General features: G+C 42.3%; 23 protein-coding genes and 1 tRNA gene. 16 read left to right on the top strand and 8 right to left on the bottom strand.

Going from position 1 to position 22,783, the window contains the following annotated elements:
* The first annotated feature begins 101 nt into the window (after positions 1–101).
* Positions 102–551, top strand: coding sequence for a hypothetical protein (locus IPM65_04145; GenBank protein ID QQS43326.1), 450 nt, complete (start codon positions 102–104; stop codon positions 549–551).
* Here IPM65_04145 and dnaB read toward each other — a convergent pair whose 3' ends face one another.
* The 5 genes from dnaB to IPM65_04120 all read right to left on the bottom strand — a co-directional run bounded on the left by dnaB (position 552) and on the right by IPM65_04120 (position 4,177).
* On the bottom strand, positions 552–1,898 hold the full coding sequence (dnaB, locus tag IPM65_04140; GenBank protein QQS43325.1) for a replicative DNA helicase: 1,347 nt from the start codon (positions 1,896–1,898) through the stop codon (positions 552–554).
* Between the two features lie 80 nt (positions 1,899–1,978).
* Positions 1,979–2,263, bottom strand: a complete 285-nt coding sequence (locus IPM65_04135) for a GIY-YIG nuclease family protein (GenBank protein QQS43324.1) — start codon at positions 2,261–2,263, stop codon at positions 1,979–1,981.
* Positions 2,264–2,310: 47 nt separating this feature from the next.
* Complete coding sequence (locus IPM65_04130; protein QQS43323.1) at positions 2,311–2,961, bottom strand: MBL fold metallo-hydrolase; 651 nt, start codon at positions 2,959–2,961, stop codon at positions 2,311–2,313.
* Positions 2,962–3,056: 95 nt separating this feature from the next.
* Positions 3,057–3,494 (bottom strand): Hsp20/alpha crystallin family protein, encoded by a 438-nt coding sequence (locus IPM65_04125; protein ID QQS43322.1) that lies wholly within the window; start codon positions 3,492–3,494, stop codon positions 3,057–3,059.
* Between the two features lie 224 nt (positions 3,495–3,718).
* The gene (locus IPM65_04120) at positions 3,719–4,177 is read right to left on the bottom strand and encodes a hypothetical protein (protein QQS43321.1); all 459 of its coding nucleotides are present in this window, start codon (positions 4,175–4,177) and stop codon (positions 3,719–3,721) included.
* Between the two features lie 116 nt (positions 4,178–4,293).
* Between IPM65_04120 and IPM65_04115 the strand changes: the two genes are divergently transcribed.
* Positions 4,294–4,365 (top strand) — tRNA-Thr (locus IPM65_04115).
* 22 nt (positions 4,366–4,387) lie between these two features.
* On the opposite strand, the gene IPM65_04110 is transcribed toward IPM65_04115, so the two are convergent.
* Positions 4,388–4,981, bottom strand: coding sequence for a hypothetical protein (locus IPM65_04110; protein QQS43320.1), 594 nt, complete (start codon positions 4,979–4,981; stop codon positions 4,388–4,390).
* Positions 4,982–5,255: 274 nt separating this feature from the next.
* Between IPM65_04110 and IPM65_04105 the strand changes: the two genes are divergently transcribed.
* The 12 genes from IPM65_04105 to IPM65_04050 all read left to right on the top strand — a co-directional run bounded on the left by IPM65_04105 (position 5,256) and on the right by IPM65_04050 (position 19,589).
* On the top strand, positions 5,256–5,915 hold the full coding sequence (locus IPM65_04105) for a DUF11 domain-containing protein (protein ID QQS43319.1): 660 nt from the start codon (positions 5,256–5,258) through the stop codon (positions 5,913–5,915).
* Positions 5,916–6,169: 254 nt separating this feature from the next.
* Positions 6,170–6,565, top strand: a complete 396-nt coding sequence (locus tag IPM65_04100) for a hypothetical protein (GenBank protein QQS43318.1) — start codon at positions 6,170–6,172, stop codon at positions 6,563–6,565.
* Between the two features lie 197 nt (positions 6,566–6,762).
* A complete protein-coding gene (locus tag IPM65_04095) occupies positions 6,763–7,845 on the top strand; it encodes a transposase (protein ID QQS43317.1) in 1,083 nt (360 codons plus the stop codon).
* Between the two features lie 53 nt (positions 7,846–7,898).
* Positions 7,899–8,729 (top strand): hypothetical protein, encoded by an 831-nt coding sequence (locus IPM65_04090; GenBank protein ID QQS43316.1) that lies wholly within the window; start codon positions 7,899–7,901, stop codon positions 8,727–8,729.
* 201 nt (positions 8,730–8,930) lie between these two features.
* Positions 8,931–10,013, top strand: coding sequence for a transposase (locus IPM65_04085; protein ID QQS43315.1), 1,083 nt, complete (start codon positions 8,931–8,933; stop codon positions 10,011–10,013).
* Between the two features lie 273 nt (positions 10,014–10,286).
* The gene (locus IPM65_04080; GenBank protein QQS43314.1) at positions 10,287–10,967 is read left to right on the top strand and encodes a hypothetical protein; all 681 of its coding nucleotides are present in this window, start codon (positions 10,287–10,289) and stop codon (positions 10,965–10,967) included.
* A gap of 176 nt (positions 10,968–11,143) precedes the next feature.
* Entirely contained in the window at positions 11,144–11,404 is a 261-nt protein-coding gene (locus IPM65_04075; GenBank protein QQS43313.1) for a hypothetical protein, read from the top strand.
* Between the two features lie 69 nt (positions 11,405–11,473).
* Positions 11,474–12,274, top strand: a complete 801-nt coding sequence (locus IPM65_04070) for a glycosyltransferase family 2 protein (protein ID QQS43312.1) — start codon at positions 11,474–11,476, stop codon at positions 12,272–12,274.
* A gap of 37 nt (positions 12,275–12,311) precedes the next feature.
* A complete protein-coding gene (locus IPM65_04065; protein QQS43311.1) occupies positions 12,312–13,505 on the top strand; it encodes a glycosyltransferase in 1,194 nt (397 codons plus the stop codon).
* A 19-nt stretch (positions 13,506–13,524) separates the two neighbouring features.
* Positions 13,525–17,319, top strand: a complete 3,795-nt coding sequence (locus tag IPM65_04060) for a hypothetical protein (protein ID QQS43310.1) — start codon at positions 13,525–13,527, stop codon at positions 17,317–17,319.
* 21 nt (positions 17,320–17,340) lie between these two features.
* The gene (locus IPM65_04055; GenBank protein QQS43309.1) at positions 17,341–18,687 is read left to right on the top strand and encodes a hypothetical protein; all 1,347 of its coding nucleotides are present in this window, start codon (positions 17,341–17,343) and stop codon (positions 18,685–18,687) included.
* Positions 18,684–19,589: a TraM recognition domain-containing protein gene (locus IPM65_04050; GenBank protein QQS43308.1), complete on the top strand. Its 906-nt coding sequence runs from the start codon at positions 18,684–18,686 to the stop codon at positions 19,587–19,589. Before IPM65_04055 ends, IPM65_04050 begins: the two co-directional genes overlap by 4 nt.
* Positions 19,590–19,592: 3 nt before the next feature.
* On the opposite strand, the gene IPM65_04045 is transcribed toward IPM65_04050, so the two are convergent.
* A complete protein-coding gene (locus IPM65_04045) occupies positions 19,593–19,835 on the bottom strand; it encodes a hypothetical protein (GenBank protein ID QQS43307.1) in 243 nt (80 codons plus the stop codon).
* Positions 19,836–19,861: 26 nt separating this feature from the next.
* Positions 19,862–20,329, bottom strand: a complete 468-nt coding sequence (locus IPM65_04040) for a YtxH domain-containing protein (GenBank protein ID QQS43306.1) — start codon at positions 20,327–20,329, stop codon at positions 19,862–19,864.
* Positions 20,330–20,462: 133 nt separating this feature from the next.
* Between IPM65_04040 and IPM65_04035 the strand changes: the two genes are divergently transcribed.
* Both IPM65_04035 and IPM65_04030 read left to right on the top strand, forming a co-directional pair.
* On the top strand, positions 20,463–21,035 hold the full coding sequence (locus IPM65_04035) for a hypothetical protein (protein QQS43305.1): 573 nt from the start codon (positions 20,463–20,465) through the stop codon (positions 21,033–21,035).
* A gap of 191 nt (positions 21,036–21,226) precedes the next feature.
* Positions 21,227–22,612, top strand: a complete 1,386-nt coding sequence (locus tag IPM65_04030) for a cation:proton antiporter (GenBank protein ID QQS44716.1) — start codon at positions 21,227–21,229, stop codon at positions 22,610–22,612.
* Positions 22,613–22,783 lie beyond the last annotated feature (171 nt).

Raw genomic sequence — 22,783 nt, 5'->3', positions numbered from 1 at the left:
CTAAATATGTTTATCAATTTCCCCGACGTATGTACATACTCTATTTATCTTCAAATCAATCTAAAGAAGTAAATGATTTTATAACTTCTACTTTGAAAAAAATGAAACATACCGTATCAAACGGTATGTTCACACCTGATTCCAAGGACAAATCCTCAAAACTGGCAAAAATTACCCGTGAGATCAAAAAATCAGACGCTTTAGTAGTGGAGGCAAGTTCCACGAATTTTGACCTGGGACGGCTGATGACTCTTGCCATTTTCCAGCATAAACCGCTTCTTATCCTGCAGGAAAAAGGGAAAGAACAGGACGTAGATCTGGGAGCCAACAGACTGGTTAACAATAAAACGTATACACTCAAAAAAATCACCGATCTTGAGAAAAAACTGGAGGATTTCATGAAGGCAGTTAAAAAGCAGCGTTTGACGTACCGTTTCAATCTTATGCTGAGTCGTGATATCAACTCCTATCTTATGGATCAGGCACAGGAAAAAGGAATCAGTAAGGCAGATTACATCCGAAGCTTGATCATCCAGGACATGAATGAGTAATCAGAGCTCCATACTCTTTTCGACTGAATAGAAGCGTACACGATCACCGCGGAACATCAGATCAATCTCCCCTGTTGAACCGTTTCGATGCTTTGCGACGCTTACTTTTACCATTCTCTGACTTGAGTCAAGTAAATCATCCCCCTCATCTTCGGCATAAATAAACATGACAACGTCAGCATCCTGTTCGATTGCTCCGGATTCGCGAAGATCAGCAAGCATCGGCTTTTTATCACCTCTCTGCTCTACCGCACGCGACAGCTGAGACAGCGACAGTACCGGTATCTGGAGTTCACGGGCAAGATTTTTCAGACCCTGTGAAATATAAGACACTTCCTGGACGCGGGATTCAAATTTTTTTCCGCCGTTTGCAAGCTGCAGGTAGTCGACTACCAGAAGATCCAAACCTTTCTCGGCTTTTAGCTTTCGGGCTTTTGTACGCATCTCCAATATAGATAAACCCGGAGTATCGTCAATAAAGATTTGTGCTTCGGAAAGCTCCCCCATTGCATTCACCAGTTTTTTGGTATCATCTTCCGTAAGTTTTCCCGTTTTCAGCCGCCATGCATCAATATCTGCCTGCCCAACCAACAGACGATCCACCAGTTCTTCTTTACTCATTTCCAGTGAGAAAAATCCTACCGGCTTTTTTTCTTTCAACGCGGCATGCAGGGCAATATTAAGAGCAAATGTCGTTTTTCCCACACCGGGTCGGGCAGCCAGGATGACCAGATTTGATTTATGCAAACCCGCAAGTTTATTGTCCAATGCAGTAAATCCCGTCGGAATTCCGCTGTTGGTTTTACCGGTTTTCATGAATTCCTCCAGCTTGGCAAAACTCTCACTTAAAATCTCTTTCATGGGGATAAAGTCACGGTGCTGGTACTCCTGTGCAAGTGAAAAAATTGAGGCTTCAACGTTGTCAATAAGCTCCTGAATGTCCCCTTTATTTTCAAATGCATTTTCTACAGATCGGGAGGCTACTTCAATCAGTTTCCGTTTTGTATACATTGCTTTAACAATATGAGCATATTGTTCAACATATGCGGATGTTGGTACTGAATTTAAAAGCTCTGTCAGGTATTTTGCACCTCCAGCATCTTTCAGTGTGCCGTTTGTCGTAAGCCTGTTTTTGAGTGTGACAACATCAATCGGCTGCTGCTTTTCAAACAGATCAAGCATTCCCTGATATATCAGTTGGTGTTCACGGCTGTAAAAATGCTCCGGCCTCAAATATTCTGCGATGAGAGATACGGCTGAGGAGTCAATAAGCACTGCACCCAGTGCCGATTTCTCCGCTTCGCTGTCTGAAGGCGGTGTTTTATAAAAGCTGGATTGATTGGCCATTGATATTCGAGAGATTAAATTATGCCGAAAAAAATTAACAATAATATTCTGTCATTCCGAGCAACGTCGAGGAATCCCTTTTACTTCCATTCTTGTCCCAGATCAACCCAAGCCGGATTTTGTTTACTTATAAGGAACTCCTTTTTTGATCTTCGCCATTTTTTGAGCTGTTTCTCCCGCTCTATGGCATCTGTCACTTCCTGATATTGCTCATAATACACCAATTTGTGACATGAATATTTCTGTGAAAACCCTTCTATTATGTTATGTTTGTGTTCATATACCCGGCGTTCAAGATCATTTGTCATACCAATATACAGGGTTCCGGACCCACTCGCCATGATGTAGACGTAATAATTCTTCATATTGAAGGGATCCCTCCACTAACGGTCGGGATGACTAAAATAACCGATTAAATACTCAACACAACTACCTGAGTACTTTCGGGGTTTAATTGGTCTTTTTTTACGGTTATTTTATCTATCGGTTGCACATCTTCCGCTCCGATTGCTTTGAGAAACGTGGCAAGATCCTGAAGATTTGCGAATGTCTCCTGATTCAATCCCGGATGATTGTAGTGCATCGGGATCACCATGGAAGGCTCAATCTGGTTTATGACTTTGACTGCATCTTCGGCATTTATCGTGAAAAATCCACCGACGGGAACCATAAGTATATCAACGGCCCCTATCTGCTCGGTAATTTCATCATTTAGAAGATGACCGAGATCTCCACAATGAAGAAGTGAAATCTCATTATCTTCGAATTTGTACATCACGTTTGCACCGCGTTCGGTGCCTTCTTTTGCGTCATGAAAGGTACTGAAACCGGTGATACGCACCTCATTTTTTTCATATTCTCCCGGCCAGGTGAGTACCAAAGGTTCCCCTTTTATGCCTTCAATATAATTGTGGTCTCTGTGATCATGCGAAACAGTCACGATATCTGCCTCAGTTTTGGGGAATTTCATACCGGTGCTTTCCGCGCTATAAGGATCAGTCACGATTTTTGCCTGTTTGGTTTTTATGAAGAAAGATGAGTGTCCAAGATATTTGATGTCCATAGTAGTAAAGAGGATATCAAAAAGCCGTGTTTTATTCAACTGTATTCTCAAAAAAAAGACGGTCCTTGATGGACCGTCTGGCTTTGAGTAAGGGGTTATTTCTTGCTTCCGCCGCCCAGCGCCTTGACAGGAATACGTTTCCGTTTGGCTTCCTCTGCTACTTTGGCGCTCACTCGAATAACACCGTCTTCTACGTGTGCTTCCATAGTTTGCGGATCGATAGTGCGTGGAAGGGTGGTTGAGTAATCAAACGATGAAACTCGATCCTGTCGGTATACCACAGTTTTCTTTTCTTTCTCTTCCTGAGATTCTTCATATCTGGCATGTATATGAAGTACCCCGTTTTCATACTCGACATCAACATTCTCTGCTGGGACACCAGGAACAGCAGCTTTTACGACCACTGTATCATCTTCCTCATATATATCAAGCCCTTCTGTCATAGCTGGTTGCGGCCAATCTTCATCCCACTCTGAAAAGACCGGTCGAAACATCATACGGGCAAGCGGTGAAGATAGTTTCAGATTTGCCATATGTTTTTCACCTCCTTTTATTAGAAACTGTTAACGAATGAATAGCGAGTTTACTGTTTCTAACATCCGCCGAAGCGAATATTTCGTTTTTGAGGCTGAAGAACTCAAAACGTATATAGCGAAGGCGGAAGTCCCGCTATTTCGAACTTATATTAGCAGTTTAGCAGATAGTCTGCCAGCTTGTCAAGAAGAATTTGGTAAGAATCAATATGTTTGTCGTGTTTCTATTCAGGCCGGCACATCCTATCGATGAATTGTTCTCGTTGTCTCTCTGGAAGGCTTTGAATCATTTTTTCAATTACCTGCACGATTGTCTTATCATAGATATAATCAATCGTTGAGTCCGTGGTTTTATCAATAGTCTGATCCGCGGCTTTTGTAGCTTCATCCTGCACTTCGTTTTTTACTGTATTGAGAGCAGTAAAAACACCTTCGTTCTCTACTTCCTTGGTGAGTGCCCTAATTTTTTCATTTCCCACGATCTGATCTTTCATACCAAGCACTGCTTCAAGAGTTTTTGAGCCTGTTTCTTCAGTCGGTTCCGGTGCTTTTCGTGAATAAATATGCAGAAATAAAGCACCGAGAGAGACCATCCCAATGAGGAAAAATACTTTCAGATATAGGCTGAAAGGTGTTTTTTCCTTTTCAAGAAGTTTCTCCAGATCTTCGTCTGTGTAGTCCATACCTTAACTATATCAAATCAGCGTGCCGGTATGGTAAAATTGTGACTTAAGTCAGTACAATGCCCGAATGGTTCAGTGGTAGAACGCCCCGCCAGCTGGCGGGGAGGTCATAGATTGCCGACGTGGCTCAGTGGTAGAGCATCTTCTTGGTAAGAAGAAGGTCGTGGGTTCGATTCCCATCGTCGGCTCCTGGAGATTCCCCCTTCGGGCTCAGCGTATCTTCTCCATCACATGAAAAGCTACAATAGCCGCCGAAACGATGACATTCAATGATTTATTGATTCCCCACATGGGAATTTCAACAGTATGATCACATGCTGCCAATGTCTCTGCCGTCACTCCGAATGTTTCATTCCCGACTATAAGCGCAACAGGTGCCGCATATTTCACCTCTGTATATACTTTTGAGTTATCGGACTGCTCCACTGCGAGTATTTGAACACCTTTTTTGTCATCCCGAGCAACGTCGAGGGATCCCTCCGCTCTGGTCGGGATGACTGGATACTTAGCTCTTAGTTCTTCAATAGCTTCAATCGCCGATTCCTTATACTCCCAAGGAACAATTTTATACGTCCCAACTGAAGCTTTCTCAATCTTATGATGCGGTGGAGTTTCCATTTCTCCGCACAAATAAAGCTTTGTTACAGCCAATCCGTCGGCAAGCCGAAATAAACCGCCGATATTGTACGTATCGTATACATTTTCGACAATAAGATAGATAGGGTTCCTTTTCAGGTCAATCCGAAACGCGTCTGCTTCCGTCTCAGGAATATCACGAAGCTGTTTTGAATTCAGTTTTACCATACTTCCTATTATATCAATACCTTTTTCTTACACCCTTATCACATTCTTGCTACACAGGTTTATTATCATAAAATTATGATGTAAGTTATTTATTGTTCTTAATTTATTTTTAATATATTGGTATAATAAGCTAAAACAGTAACATTATCCTATAGTTGACAAATTAAACATCCTATAATATAATATCACCATTGATAATTATTTTTATGTTACGGGTCGTATAAAGGCTTTCAGCCATTGGCTGACTGACGATCCGAACAGACATTTTATCACTATGAAATATATTTATATCGCAATCGCATTTTTGCTTATCACTGCTCCTGCTGTATCTGCAGGCAACGGTCAGTATGGTCAATACGGCCAATACGGCGGCGGTGCTCCTGAGCGCAGTATCATGGTTGATAAAATGGTCGCAACAGGTCAGAAAACCAAAGGCGGTCAACAGACATTTGTCGACAACCTTTTACCTTCTGATCCCCGATTTGCACCGAATACTCAGGTTACGTTTCAGATTAAGGTGAAAAATACTTCAGATGTAACGCTTAAAAATGTGACCGTTCGGGACATTCTGCCTACATTTGTAGATGCAGTCGAAGGTCCCGGAGAGTATGATGCCAATTCAAAAACAATTTCGTGGACTTATTCTGAACTGAAAAGCGGAGAGGAAAAAATTGAGCGTGTTATCGCTCAGATAAAACCTCAAAATCAGCTTCCTGCTGACAAAGGTCTTATGTGTATGACCAATAAGGCTGTCGTAACTGCTGATAACGCAACTGACGAAGATACGTCACAGTTCTGTGTAGAAAAACAGGTTGTCACGTCTGAAGGAACTGCGCCGACAGCAACACCTGAAGCCGGAGCTCCCCTTCTGATAATCGGAGCCCTCAACCTTCTGGGACTTGCCGGAGGTATCGCTCTGAGAAAAAGAGTATAAAAAAGACTAATACTCCTGTTTTTGAACATTAGTTACGTATAGTCGTATCTCCTTTGCTCTTTCCTCTGATACAATAACCCTGTATGAAAGAATATACTCAACCTATTGCAATAGGTGATTTACTCAGAAATCGCCGAACAGAAAAGCCTTAACGTTCAAAAGAGCGTTTACAAGTCGATTTTCTTGGAAATAACCCTGTCATCATTGAGGCTACAGAGGCATTGAAGCGCAATCCTGCAGCTACTCTCCAACGCATGCAACAGCTAGCAGAAACGCTCATCCGCTATCCCCATCTACCGCTGAAAACTACTATTAACCTGGGCGGAGACGAGGCAACCCATCTTGATTTTGAAGATATCCATGCTCATTTCATGGACAAGGTTCTTTTAGCCGGCAAGTATCACCCAGATGACCTTCAAGAACTCATTGCCGAAGCAGATTCTTTTGCCATACGGTATTTCCAGGAATCCGGAATATCTCCCCTTTCTATTCGTCGTGCAACAGAACTGAGTCTTCCCATGACACGCTCAGTCTATGAAGATGATCGATTGATTACTCCAATCCTCAATCAGGTAACGGCACAAAAGCTTTTCGGGATGATTGAAGAACACCCGGTATCAGCTCCATCTCCCTATGAGTATGATGCGTGATCTCAATATTGTCAGGAATCCTGACAGTTCACAATATATCCTTTTTTAACTGTCATTTGGCTCTCATTTCCTCTTTTATGAATAACAACAAGGATGTGGGATATACAGGCAGATACATGCTTCCCTTAGATAGCTCTCTCATGCACCGTATGTGAATAAGTTACGAAAGATATGGCACTCATAGGGAACTAACATCTATGAGTAAATGGGGAGGAGATCAGCTTCGAGTAATTAGGAGTTATGACTGGCAGTACAATAGAGATCTTATGAAAAAGATACGATCTCTATCAGACTACAATCAGTCAGATGTAGCACAAATCAGAAACGATGTTCTGACATTTGCAGAGAAGTACGGGATACAAGCTGCAGTTGATGCATATGGGATATCACGAAGGACATTGTTTCGATGGAGGAAGAGACGGCGAGATTCAGAAGGGCAGTTGGATAGCCTGATACCAGAGACAACCAAGCCAAAGACACCCCGACGTATGGAGACTCACCCGAAGGTCATATCCTTTATCAAAGAGATTCGAGAACAATACTTTTGTTTGGGAAAGGAGAAGATCAAGCCCTTACTTGATGAGTATTGCCTACAGGAAGGAATTTCAACTATATCTGAGTCAACCATTGGAAAAGTGATCAAAAGACACAACCTGCAGCGCAAGACCTACCGGATCTATCACAATCCAGCAAGTGGCTTTGCAAAACGGAAAGTAAAGTACCGACAGAAGGTCAAGCGGTCTCCCAAGGTGGAAGATACCGGATACATTGAGATTGATACCATCACGAAGTTTGTACACGGAATCAAGCTGTATGTCTTCAATGCAGTGGACATCAAACTCAAATTCCAGTTCTCCTACGGATACTCAAAACTCAACAGCCGAAACGGTGCTGATTTTATGAGAAGACTGGAACTAGTATACCCAATACAAGATGGTATAAAAACCATACAAACAGATAACGGCCTCGAGTATCTGGGAAACTTCCATGACTATCTGGAAGAAAACAATATCCCACACCTCTTTATCTACCCCAGATGTCCCAAGATCAATGCCTTTATTGAGCGAGCAAACAGAACACTCCAGGAAGAATTTATGAACCCCTACATCTATACCAAGTGGACCGGTATCGGATCATTCAATCGTCACCTTATTGAATACCTCGTCTGGTACAATACAAAGCGAGTTCACAAAAGCCTGAACAATATTTCACCTATGGATTACCTATTATCTATTTTACCTAAAGAGTGCCATATGTATGGAACTCATACAATATATTGATATTTAGAGCCTCATGTGGTATAATACCTTCAATTATAAGTCCTTATATAAGTATGATTGATATACTACGTCCTCCTCAACGTCTGATGAATCGCAATGTAGCGATGAGAATTGCGGGTCTTGCACTTCTGGCTGTTGTAAGTAGTGCCTGTGCCAAGCCGAATCTAAACGATCTCATTAAGACCGGCGATGAGGCTGGAAAACCAACAGATACAACTTCAGGTGAAGATCTGCTCAATCCTGATGCAAAATGCTTGTTCTTGCAAGCCACATTCCCTCAGACAACCGAAGGAGTTCAAGCTCTTGGAGCAGTTCTCGCTGGTGTACCCAGCACAAGAATTCGGCCGCAAATAACGTCATGTGATCATAAATCGGCGTATGCCGGCTTTGTCGTCACAGGCCCCAATGAAGGTGATGCTGGAACATTTACGCTTCACGTTCCTGAAGGAGGAGCGGTAGATTCCTATGCTGAGTCCTGCGGTGCAGAATATTCCTCTGGTGACCCTGTTCTTGTCAATGACATGCCCAAGGACTGTGATGACACCTATCGAGCAACCGAAGGATCGGTAACTGCACTAAGTGCTACCTACTGGCAGATTGATGATAAACAATGGCCACAACAGCTTGATACAAGTTGTATAGCACCTGAAGATATGGCGCAGGTTCTTGGAGCAGAAAATCAAGGATGGGCCGACCAACAATATGGTGGTTTACGAGTAAAAACCACGCAACAGACACGCCTTCCAGAAGGTTGGGAAGCTCTTGGTGAAGAAGGAGCATCAATTCGAGGAGATGCACCGGATCGAGATATGGAAGCAGGTACCGTGTGGTCAATCTATCCGCCGTTTACAGATGACTGTCGTTCTAAACTTGGTTTTGAATAATAACTGATAATTTAGTAAGACACACAAAGAGGCGCTGTACTCTTGTACAGCGCCTCTCTTCACAATTTCTGTTATAGGTTCTTCTTTCTTTTGAATCCCAGGCTGTACTGCACTTATTCGTCACCTGCTTTATTTTATAGGATACTATTCTCCCCCTGAATAAGTTACGAAAGATATGGCACTCATAGGGAACTAACATCTATGAGTAAATGGGGAGGAGATCAGCTTCGAGTAATTAGGAGTTATGACTGGCAGTACAATAGAGATCTTATGAAAAAGATACGATCTCTATCAGACTACAATCAGTCAGATGTAGCACAAATCAGAAACGATGTTCTGACATTTGCAGAGAAGTACGGGATACAAGCTGCAGTTGATGCATATGGGATATCACGAAGGACATTGTTTCGATGGAGGAAGAGACGGCGAGATTCAGAAGGGCAGTTGGATAGCCTGATACCAGAGACAACCAAGCCAAAGACACCCCGACGTATGGAGACTCACCCGAAGGTCATATCCTTTATCAAAGAGATTCGAGAACAATACTTTTGTTTGGGAAAGGAGAAGATCAAGCCCTTACTTGATGAGTATTGCCTACAGGAAGGAATTTCAACTATATCTGAGTCAACCATTGGAAAAGTGATCAAAAGACACAACCTGCAGCGCAAGACCTACCGGATCTATCACAATCCAGCAAGTGGCTTTGCAAAACGGAAAGTAAAGTACCGACAGAAGGTCAAGCGGTCTCCCAAGGTGGAAGATACCGGATACATTGAGATTGATACCATCACGAAGTTTGTACACGGAATCAAGCTGTATGTCTTCAATGCAGTGGACATCAAACTCAAATTCCAGTTCTCCTACGGATACTCAAAACTCAACAGCCGAAACGGTGCTGATTTTATGAGAAGACTGGAACTAGTATACCCAATACAAGATGGTATAAAAACCATACAAACAGATAACGGCCTCGAGTATCTGGGAAACTTCCATGACTATCTGGAAGAAAACAATATCCCACACCTCTTTATCTACCCCAGATGTCCCAAGATCAATGCCTTTATTGAGCGAGCAAACAGAACACTCCAGGAAGAATTTATGAACCCCTACATCTATACCAAGTGGACCGGTATCGGATCATTCAATCGTCACCTTATTGAATACCTCGTCTGGTACAATACAAAGCGAGTTCACAAAAGCCTGAACAATATTTCACCTATGGATTACCTATTATCTATTTTACCTAAAGAGTGCCATATGTATGGAACTCATACAACCCCTTGACAAACACACATTTATAATTTATACTATAGGATACGTTTTAGACGATATTTCTTTGGGTTTTTCCCTTTGTAAAAGTCGATAAAAACGGCACATTTACAATAAGACATACCGGGAAGTATTCCCCGTTTCTCAACCATTTGCTGCCAATTATGGGATTGATATATTTGATCCCAGGATTGGCAGTATCTGTCTTTGGGAAGCAGGAATCTCCCGAAGACATTTCATATAAGAATCTATCGTTCTTGACCATATAGCAAAGAGAGGAAATCTATCATGAACAAGCTACATCTGGCAGTTGTTTCACTCGTTCTGGCGGCCATCGTGGCCAGCGTTCTCGCTTTCGCGCCCGTTCAGGCGCAAAGCACCGTGACTTGTCTGGACACCGACAGCCTCGTTCAGGACTTGGGGACTTACAGTTCCCGGGTCAAGTTCGACCTGTTCGATGACCAACACACCGACCCCGCCGGCTGGCGCGTGATTTACGACGGCAACAACCCGATTTCTTGGGTAGTGCCGCAGGATTACGTCGTTCAATACGGCGACCCTATGCAGTCTCTGACCGGTAATGGGGAAACTGAAGTAATGTTTTTTGCGGCTAGTATCTGGATGCCATGGCAATGCCGCACAGGCGGCGCCACGAGCACCCCGATGCCCAGCCCGAGCGCTACCCCGTCCCCCACCGCTGAACCGAGCGAGACCCCGATTCCGCAGCCCGGGCAATATGCCCCGGTCAAGGATTGGGCTGAGTACCTCGGCTGGAACTACCATGGCCTGGTCGACCCTCCCATGGGTTACCAGGTGGAAGTTTTAGAACCTAGTACTTTGCCCAACGGCTACAAGGCCGTCGGCGACGGGATCGTGATCGAGCGCACGGACAGCAATCGTACCATGCCTCCGGGCTGGTACACCGTTTACGGATTCATGAACGAGTTCTTGCCTCTGGTCGTGCGGTAGTAGACGGTTCCTCTAGCGCAGTTTATCGCGCTAGAGGAACCTCACTATCAAAAAATGTCTAAAGGACCCGGTATGTCTTTATTCACTTTAAAACGTTTACTCCAGACGATTTCTCACAAATCGTTTAGAATAAGCGCTTCACAAAGTGCTTTAATTATTATTATTTTTTCAAATATATGGAAAAAATACTAGGATCAATCGGATTGATTGCTATTTCAGTAGCAATCGTTGTCATCGCTTTCCTTTCATTGGGAAGAGTCGATCAGTGGCTGAAAAACATGGCTATTGCAGACTGTGCAGAACTCGGAACCTTTACCACAGTCAATCAAGGTGCATCCGGTGACGGCCAAACCTTCACCACGACCAGTACTGAACCGATACGAACTGTCTATAAGACATGTATCGAAGACAAGGGGTACTCAACCGATATGAAGTAATGTAAGAAACAGCACTTCAGAGTAAGAAAAAGGTTGAATATTTGACTGTTATAAAGTATACTATAGGATATGATTAAACTCAGCATTGTCATTCCCGTTTACAACGAGGAAGAACGACTGGAAAAGACTTTTACAGCCTTGAAACAAGGCGTCGTATCTGATGTATTTCAGATCAGTGAAGTCATTTTCGTCGATGACGGAAGCCGTGACAATACGAAAAAATTGATCAATACCTGGATTAAGCAGAATACATCAAAAAAGACTGCTTATAGGCTGATCTCTTATGGTGAAAATCGCGGTAAAGGATATGCCGTAAAGGCCGGAATGCTTGATGCACAAGGTGATTATATCCTTTTTATGGATGCTGATATGTCTACACCGCTCCCTGAGCTTTTGAAAATGCAGCCCGTGATGCTGGAAAAGAAAGATGTCATCATCGGAACACGCAAAAACGGTCACTCAACAGTGATCAAACATCAGCCGTTGTATCGTGAGCTCTTGGGTAAAGCATTTACGTTGCTTTCCAATATTATCACCAATACATGGGTGACTGACTTTACCTGCGGATTTAAGGTTTTCTCACACAAAGCAGCTCAACAGGTTTTCAGTCGTGCCCGAATCGAACGGTGGGGATACGATGCTGAAATCCTCTTTATTGCTAAAAACCTCGGTATGAGTATGAAAGAGGTTCCGGTGGTTTGGGCAAATGATGATCGGTCAAAAGTAAACCTGATGAAAGCATTGCCGCAGACTCTTGGAGAGCTGTATACAATCCGCGCAAATGCCATAAAAGGTCTGTATAACTTTAAAAAAGGATCACTTCTCTCGAATTTTAAACCGGCATTACAATGGTTGTCGACTTTCATCTAAAGTGGATTTACCTCTGCAAATTGGGCATACTAAAGGTATGAAAGACACAATTCTCGTAGTTACGAGCTACCCTGAAAAAGGGACCATTCATGGCGAGGGAACGGTCGGAATTGCTTCTTATACGAAAAACACCCTTCTTCATGTTCTAAAGACAAATCCTCTGCATTCTTTCAGTATTATGGCTGAGGTTCTTTCTGAAAAAGAAATATATGAAGAAGACGGCATGAATATCCAAAGAATATGGAAACGCAATAGCCTGACCAGTCTTTTTAGACTTTTTCAGGAAATGATGAAACCATATCAGCAAATTATTATCCCTTTTGAGGTATATATGTTCGGAAATGCCTTTTTTGCTGGTATATTTCTATCATTTTTAGCATTTATGAAACTGCTGGGAAAAAAGATCACGATCATCGTACATCAAGTACCGGAGGGTATTGATGATGTCGAAACTCATACGTTGAGAGCCCGTTTATTTCCGTTTCTTAAGCACGTTCTTTATAATCTCATCACATTTTCAGCAAGAACAGTTGTAATCTTTGAAGAAACGTTTAAAAAACGACTAGGAAATAAAAAAAATATTGTCGTTATCCCACATGCTGTTGAGCCTGTCAACCAACTTCCTCAAATAGAAGCAAAGAAGAAACTGGATATTCCTGACAAAACGCCATTAGTCCTCTACTTCGGATTTCTTTCACCTTATAAAGGCGTTGACCAACTTATTGAAGCATGGGAGCAAACATCCCCTTATATACTCATATTAGCAGGCGGAGGTAATCCAAACCATATGACCAATCCTGAATACCAAAAGTACATTCAAGGTTTGCATTCGGAAGCAGAAAAGAAAGATATTCAAATCACAGGATTCGTCTTGGAAGAAGACCTAAATGTGTATTTTTCCGCCGCAGATATCATTATCCTTCCTTATCGTACCTTTTTCTCATCATCAGGTCCGCTGTCTCTGGCTTTTGCGTACGAAAAACCCGTGCTGCTCTCCCCTGCTTTATCAGAGTATTTTTCATCTGAAGATTTTGCTCAAACACTTAAAGAAAATGCTCTTCAAAAAAATGAACTTATATCCAAAATTGAGAAAGAACCGTTAGCAAAGCATCTTGAGCAGGTTTTGAGAAATTACAACCGGTATCAGACCTTTTCTCGGGAATTAAAACAAAAACGCTCGTGGAATACGATCGGCAAAAAATATGCCGATCTTCTGACAGAACAAGCATAAATCGTTAGAATATATCAATATGAATAGATTACAAACGCTTATGAAGAAGATACAGTCAAACATATTTTTATTCATTCTCCTTGGTGTACTGGGATTTTTGTTTTTTCGCAATTACACCCCGGAGACCTGGCTTACCGGCTGGGACAATCTCCATCCTGAGTTTAACTTTGGTTTAAATATTAAACGAGCATTCTACAGTGTCTGGCAGGAATATCAGGGTTTGGGGCTTTTAGCCGGCATGGCACATGCGGCAGATTTATTCCGGGAAATCTTTTTATGGCTCATTTCTTTGGCCATTCCGCAAAGTTTCAACCGATACTTTTTCCATTTTCTCATGATTGCTTCAGGAGCAATCGGTACATATTTTTTTTTGAGAGATATCGTTTTTGAGAAAAAAACAGAGTTGAGATACCGTGCGGGATCATTTCTGGGAGCTCTTTTTTATGTATTCAATCTCGGATCAATTCAGTATTTCTATGTACCGTTTGAACCTTACAGTATGCTCTGGGGTATGCTTCCCTGGACATTGTATACCTTGTTTAACTACCTGAAAAAGAACTCAAAGAAGCACCTCCTCTGGTTTGCTTTGGTAAATATTCTGGCAACCGGACAAGCGTATGTCCAGACAATTTTTTTGATATATGCCATGGTTGTGGGACTTATTCTCACAGTATACCTTGTATCCAGACGGAGCAAAAAAGCTTTTATAACCTCACTTCTTGCCGTCGGCATTATTTTTATCACAAACGCTTTTTGGATTCTTCCCCAGGCATATTTTGTCACGCAGGATATAAACGTCACCCAGAATGCGATGCAAAACCGTATGGCAACTGAGAAGTTTTATCAGATGAATAAAGGCCGCGGAAACATTGAGGACTATATGGTGCTCAAGGAATTTTATTATGATTTTCTCGATACTGAACAGGGACAGACCGTATATATGATGCATGTGTGGCGGGACCATATTGAAAATCCCTTTATCCTTTCAATCGGATACCTGTTTTTTGCAATTATCATCATAGGGCTTTTACAGAAGTCACCGATGCAAAAATACACTCTTGCGCTCTTTTTGTTCAGTACGTTTATTTTCTTGTCCAATACTCCCGGTATTGAGCAACTCAACAGTGTACTGAGAAACCTCCCCCTGGTAAACCAGATCTTCCGAAATCCGTTTACTAAAGTGATCGTGCCGACTTCATTTGTTTTTGCTATTGCCTTTAGTATGGGTGCCGTTTTTCTTATGCAGTTTCTGAAAAAAATACGATTCAATGAAGTGGTATCAATGCTTATGCTGACAGTTCTCATCGGAATATTTGCCTATCCGTCATTTCAAGGAGAGTACATTTCCCCCCGTATGAAAGTATCAATACCGCAAGGATATTTTGATCTTTTTACTTATCTGGGTGAACAAAATAAAAACCGACGCATCATGAACTTGCCGCAGGGAAGTTACTGGGGATGGTATGAGTATGACTGGGGTCTGCGCGGATCGGGCTTTTTGTGGTATGGGATCGAACAGCCAATCATGGACCGTGCTTTTGACGTCTGGAGTGACGAGCTTGAGGGATATTATTGGCAGCTTTCTGATGCTCTACGCAAAGAAGACATGGATGAATTCAATACTATTATTGACAAGTACCGTATTTCTTATGTCCTGTATGATGAAAGCCTTGTCCAGTCTGATCCGTTTAATCCGACAAAACTGGCGTACAAGCAAAAAGATCTTCTTACCGGAAATGACAAACTTACATTGGTAAAACAATTCGGAACCGTTTACCTGTACGAGACGGTAATTCCCGGTCAGTCTGAAAACTTTGTGTCGACATCAACTGATATCCCGAATATTCTGTATCCTGAGCACTACTCTACCCAAGATCTGGCTTATCAGAAAAACGGAATATACCAAACAAATAATTCAAAACCTTATCAGGCCGTCTACCCTTTCGGTTCCTTATTTACCAATAGATTTGCCGATGACTCACCGTTTGTGATTGAAGAAAACCCCTCTTCATACCTGATCACAACCGAAATTAAACCGGGCAGATACAATCTGTACAGTCCGATGTTTACAGGCAGCAATCAATTACTTCCGGTCAAAGTGTACGCCAAACGAACGATAGATACCGTCACTGTATCGATTCAGACTGATCTGCCGACTATCTGGCTTGAGCGCGAAAAGATAGATACAAAGCTATTTCAAAAACAGTACGAATTTGCGATACCCGAAGGACAAGAGATTATTGCTAGTATCAATGATAAAGAGACATTTGAGATTGCGAATGATCCGACAGAAATGGTATTTATCGGTGATGCACTGCTCCATAGTGATAATCTGGAAAATACACTCAGGATTTATTCCGTCTCACAGGGAACAACGCTTCCGCTTGCTGTCAAAAATTTTGCTCCTTCGCATATTTGCGGTCCGATTCGTGGCGATATTGTAAATACAGCAGATATTGTTAATGATTCAATAACACTCTCCGCTCAAAATACATCCATCTGTCAGGTGTATTCCCAATCACTCAAATATGACACTCCCGCGCTCGTGAATATCCGGTTTGAGTATAAATCAGAGACCGATGAGTTTCCTACATTCTGCTTCTACAGTGAAGATACTAAGGCATGCAAAAATCATAAAGATAATATGAAGTACGGGTTTTCTGATTCTGAGTATCAGACCTACAGCGATTTCTTTGAATTTTATCCAAATGATGCCGATACAATATATCCTCAACTTGTCCTGGAAGCCCTCCGGGATGAAGATCGCGATCAGGTAAAGAAAATATCATATAAAAATATACGGATTATTTCATATCCGCTTCTGCAGGAAACATCAGTATCTTTTGCTCAGGAACTGACTGAAACGGCACAAAAATCTCTTATCAGAGTGAAAACACCGATCCGCATGACTGTAGAGATAAATAAAAGCTCAGGATATTATGCCTATGAAGATCTCCTTGACCGGAATCTCTATAAAAAAACACCGTTTAATTATGATTCGTTTTTGGACGGACCATATGATCTTGAAGCTGATGAAACAAACTCCGGTACCAGCATCACATTGACATCGCGTCGGGCTTCATCTTATCTGCTACTTCAGGGACCAGATTTACCCCTTCAGTACGGATATGTTGTGTCTGTTGAAAACGAAACCGAAACAGGTCAGCCGCTTACTCTGAATATTTTTTCAAATAAGGGCATCAGGAACTATACCTATACTCATTTCACGAATACAGCTCTGAGTGAGAAAGCTTTTTATATATTGCCGCCAGCTTATCCGTTTGATACCGGTATCAGCGTGTTGATGGGCACAACATCCTATACTGATGATCCCAGTACCAATACCGTTTCTGACTTTGACATCTACCCGATCCCGTATCGATACCTCAGCGGGATTTACCTTACGAATGCCGATTCTCCTGTCACACAAGGAGAAATAATGACTGCTGATAAGGTTGAGAAAACACATTATTATCGATACAAAGTGTCTGTGCCCGAAAAAGTTCAGCATATACAGCTTTTTCAGTCGTATCATCCTGGCTGGATTGCTTACAAGACGTGTCCCGAACAGGGAATTCTCTGTCGTTTACAAAACACAATGCCGGTACTTTTCGGAGAGAAACTCCAGCATACAAAAATTAACGGATGGGCAAACGGCTGGGATGTCGGTTCAGACAATAATTCAGTAGTAACAATCATTTTCTGGCCGCAGTATTTGGAATACATCGGATTTGCAGTATTGTTTGCCGTATTTCCGATTATGATCTTGGTCTGGCAACGCAGATTGAAAAAGTCAGTGTCGAATGAAGTATAAATTTCAGTGTATAATAGATCCATGCCTACCCTCTCACACCTTCAGATACGAAATCCTAAAGAAGATGAAACCGGTCCTGAGGCTGCGACACAAATATTCTCATCTCTACTTTCCGGACAGAATAGTTTGTTTCGCAGACTTTTTACGGAGGTAGACAACTACTCTTTTGAAATCTTTCTCACCGGTCAATCAATTTATTATTATGTAACGGTTCCGACTACCAGAGAATCGTTGGTGCAGAGCCTCATTCAGGCATCGTATCCGTCATCTGCCATCAATCGTACCAGTGATCCGATGGATATTGTTTTAAAAAATCCTTATGCTGCCGCAGGTAATATCACACAACAACTGTCATATACGCTTCCGATCAAAACATATGCAGAATTTTCAGAGATTGATCCCCTGGCGTCGATCATCGGACTTTTGTCAAAACAGGGTCCGTGGTATCGGCTGGCAATTCAGATACTCGTCACGACATCATCTTTCTCCTGGCAGGGTGATACTCTTGCCTCCCGTGTCAAGGAAGTCAAAGATCCCGTAACTGGGGAAATCAAAGAACAAAAATCCGATGAAAATGCCTCATATATGACGAAAAAGGTTTCGTATCAGGGAGGTCGTGCGGCAATACGCATACTTGCAACATCAAAGGAACAGTCACAGGATCCTAAAATTTTACTTCAGAATGTAGCCGGCACATACGGGAGTTTTGCACTTGGTGAAGGCAATAAACTGGGGTTGAAGATTCAAAAATTCGGAAAAGAAAAATTCATTCAACGGATGAAAGAACGGCGGTTTACCTGGCTTGAACACCGAAAACAGATTTTCAATGCTCAGGAGCTGGCAACTCTCTGGCATCCTCCGGGAGCATCTCTCAAAGGCATCAAAAATATTGCCTGGGGGAAAACTCTTGCCGGAGAACCTCCGGAAAATTTACCGACAACTGATAATATTGCTGAGGAAGAAAAAAAAGACATAAACTTTTTCGGTAAAGCCGAATACAAAAATAAGGACTCCATTTTCGGAATAAAGACAGTCGACCGCCGCAAACACGTATACATTATCGGGAAAACCGGTGCCGGTAAATCAACATTGATCGCCAATATGGCAATTGATGACATAAGACGCGACCGCGGAATCGGTATCATTGATCCGCACGGAGATTTATCAGAAACCATCCTTGAGTATATTCCGAAACGCCGTATCAATGATGTTGTGTATCTTGAACCGTTTGATACCGAACGCCCGTTTTCGTTGAATGTCCTTGAAGTCAAAAATAAAACCCATCGTGATCTTGTGGCATCAGGTATCGTTTCGATTTTCTATAAAATTTACGGAGACTCCTGGGCCCCCGATTGGAATATATTTTGAGAAACACTATTTTGACTCTTTTGGAGATACCGAATTCAACCTTGGCAGATGCATTGCCGCTTCTGGCCGATCCGAAATTCAGAAACAAAAATTTGAAATATGTGCAGGATCCGGTACTTCATGAATTCTGGACACGAGAGTTTGATAAGATGACTGATAAACTCCGGGTCGAAGCGATTTCCCCGATTCAGAACAAGATCGGACAGTTTGTGTCCTCGAAAATGATCCGCAATATCATCGGTCATCCGAAATCTACCATCGATCTTGAAGAGATCATGAACTCAGGAAAAATCCTGATCCTCAACCTCTCTCAAGGAAAACTCGGTGAGGACAATGCCGCGCTTCTCGGAGCAATGATCATCACCCAGCTGCAGCTTGCCGCTATGAATCGTTCATTTCAGAAGGAAGCCGAACGCCGTGATTTTTTCATGTATGTAGATGAGTTCCAGAATTTTGCGACATCATCATTTATCAAAATCTTGTCCGAAGCCCGAAAGTACCGGCTTGCTCTGACCTTGGCCAATCAGTATATTGAGCAGATTGATGAGAAAGTGATGACAGCCATATTCGGAAACGTAGGAACGCTTATTTCATTCGTAGTCGGTGCCAGAGATGCGGAGTTTTTGACAAAAGAATTCTCAGGAATTTATACCGGAAATGATTTGGTCGGTCTTGGAAAATACCAAACCGTTTTGAAGATGTCTATTGATGAGATGACCTCTGCCCCGTTCCCTGCAAAGACATTGCCGCCGCCTGCATTGAAGAATTCAAATACGGAAAAGATAATTCGATTGTCAAAAGAACGATACGGAAGGAAGCTTGTCGCCGCTTCCCTCAACGAAAGCAAATCAGATGCTCCGGAGAAAAAGGAAAAAAACGAAGAGACAAAAAATAAAGAGTAATGTTTACTTTCGGAACATACCTCTCAGTTTTGCAGCAAGAACGGATACAACCGCCATACCGGCCATTCCCATCAGACTCCCTTTATTTTCTTCAATAATTCGTGAAACTGCTTCTTCCATCTTTTTGGGTGCATTTTTGATCATCATATATACACCGATGAAGACAGAAATGGCAACAATCAGAAATATGATCCACAAGGACATACTGATGACGGCAAGAAGGTAAAACCAGCTTTGAAGATCCATAAGAACGATGTTCTAATTAGTAATAATTATTTCTTTGGCGTTTTCTTAGTTGCATCTTTTGCCACTTTCTTGGCATCTTTCTCCGATTCAGAAGAGACATATTCCCAGCGGTCCATGAGATATTCCTGGAGCTGAACCAGCCGTTCCTTGGTTGCTTCTTTCTCCTCTTTCAATCTATCCATAACATCACGAACCACATCGGCATATTTCTCCTGATCGATTTCATTTGCGGATTTTTTGACCTTATCGAGCTGCTTATTCATCTCGTCCTGAGCTCTCATATAAAGTCTTTTCCCTTCTGCGGATGCAGACCCGAATATTTCTTTTGCAATTTCCTCAGGCGATTTTCCTTCATACCGTTCCTTCCATTCAGCAAGTTTCTTTTTCGCCATTTCGCGGTTTTCTTTCCCGGTTTTCGGCGAAAGGAAGAAGGCAGCTGCGCCTCCTAATAATGCACCAAGTAATAGTCCTGCACCGAATTTTGATTTTCCCATAGTTATATAAATAAATAGTAATAATTAGTTTCCTATCTTAACTATAGCATATTTCTTACGTGAGCGTGTTAGAGAACCGTAAGTAATGCGATAACTCTTTAATATGCATTGTTACAATGGTATAATAACTCATATGGCTAAGAAAACACTGAAAATTTATTTTACTGCATCAATAGCTGCCAAAGACCAGTATATTGACAACTATCGAAAAATTGTCGAATATATTGAGAAAAAAGGTCATAGTATTATTGCCGATCATATTCTTCATGTATCGGAAAGTGAAGTCAACCATGCATCCCGTGAAGATCGATTGAAGTTCCATAATCAGCTTGAAAAATGGATTCATTCAAGTGATGCACTGATTGCTGATACCTCATTCCCGAGTATCAGTGTCGGATATGAAATTTCTCTGGCGCTTCGTGTCGGCAAACCAGTCCTTGTACTTTACAGCGAAGGAGAACCTCCCAGCTTACTCGCCCATCATTCCGACGAGAAACTGCTCTGCGAGAAATATACTCTGCAGACACTTCCCGGAATTTTAGAGGATTTTATCCACTATATTGATTCAAAAGCCGATCTGCGTTTCACGTTTTTTATCACACCCAAGATCGCCTCATATCTTGATACGATAGCAAAGAAAGAAAAACTCCCTAAATCAGTCTATCTTCGCAAGCTTATCGAAGAAGATATGGAAGAAAAACTCTAATTTGACGCTTTAGAGATAGATATTCTTCTCTTTTTTTGTGTTCTTTTATTGTCGAAATCCTACATCACAGATGCATATTGGAATTTATTTTTACCGTCTCTATAATTGACCTGCAGCCCTAAAATCTGATAAGGGCTATTTTTTGTTCCAAAAAATTTATAAATTTCACTAAGGATATGAAAAAAATCACCATGGCACTTTTGCCATACATCCTGAGTCTCGGTGTGTTTTTGATCGTACCTCTTGTCGCATTTGCTTCCGGAGCACCGGTTGAAGAAGGCGCAGCTGAGGCCCCGATCTCACTTACCTTTCTCTTTCTGGCTATCCTGCTTATTGCAGCGAAGTTCGGAGGTATTATTGAACGTTACGGACAGCCTTCTGTTGTAGGAGAGCTTCTTGCAGGTATCGCCCTCTCCATCGCAGGGTATTTCGGTTTTCATCTTATTGAAGAGATCCGACATAATATCTCAATGGAATTCTTCGCCGAACTCGGCGCAGTTCTTCTCTTGTTTCAAATCGGACTGGAATCTAATATCGGTCAGATGAAAAAAGTGGGAACCCGTGCACTCATGGTTGCTGTTATCGGAGTTATTGCTCCTTTTGCAATGGGAACCTTTGTCGTAGGTCCTATGCTGTTCCCCGGACTTGAACAGGTTACGTATCTCTTTATCGGTGCAGCCATGGTTGCTACATCAGTCGGTATCACAGCCTCTGTCTATCAGAGTGTCGGTGTCCTGAAGATGAAAGCCAGCCAGACTGTCCTCGGCGCAGCGGTTATTGATGACGTTCTTGGACTTCTCGTTCTTGCCGTTGTCTCAGCAATCGCCTCAGGAGGAGATGTCACACCTGCCTTCATTATGGAACTCACATTGAAGGCCGTGGTATTCCTCGGTGCTGCTGTTGCTCTTGGTGACGTTCTTGCCAAAACACTGTCGAAAGTGTTCTCAATGGTCAATACCGGAACAGGTATGAAGCTTGCACTCGCACTCACATTTGCATTGGTCTATGCCTATCTGGCATCTCTAGTCGGACTTGCCCCGATCGTCGGTGCATTTGCCGCAGGTCTTGTACTCGATCAGGTTCATTTCAATTCGTTCAATCTTCCCGAAATTGCTTATGATCTGAAAAAACTGCGCGGATTTGATAAAGCAGAAAAAGAAAAAATTGATCATCTGATTCACAAACATCAGCATGCTCATGTTGAAGAACTTATCAAGAACATCGGAATGCTTATTATCCCGATATTCTTCGTTTTCACAGGACTTATGGTAGATGCAGGATCATTGCTTAATCCGGCCGTGTATATTACCGGTGTGGCTCTGACAATTGTTGCCATCGTCGGTAAACTGGTAGCAGGTATTGCAGCAGAAGGTAATCGTTTGCAGAAACTCTTTGTCGGTGTCTCTATGATTCCGCGGGGTGAGGTCGGTTTGATCTTTGCCGCTACCGGAAAAGCACTTGGTGCTATTCCTGACAGTGTGTTCTCAACTATTATCCTGGTAATTATTCTCTCAACACTGATTCCGCCGGCATTCATCAATAAGCTGGCTTTGAAGCTGAAAGCTGAAGAGAAATAATCTTTACTGTAAAGAAATCTAAATCCCCCGCCATCGTACGGGGGATTTTTTTGGCCATGAAAAACCCCGCGATCTGCTTTTTGGAGCAGACTTGGCGGGGTATTCATATTCAGTTGTCAGAAGGATGTATGGTCCCTCCTCCACTCTCCCACGCCATTGTGGAAGGGGAAG

This window comes from Candidatus Roizmanbacteria bacterium (assembly GCA_016700135.1).
Classification (GTDB): Bacteria; Patescibacteriota; Microgenomatia; order UBA1406; family GWC2-37-13; genus UBA1450.
This window is presented reverse-complemented; position numbering and strand designations above follow the sequence as displayed.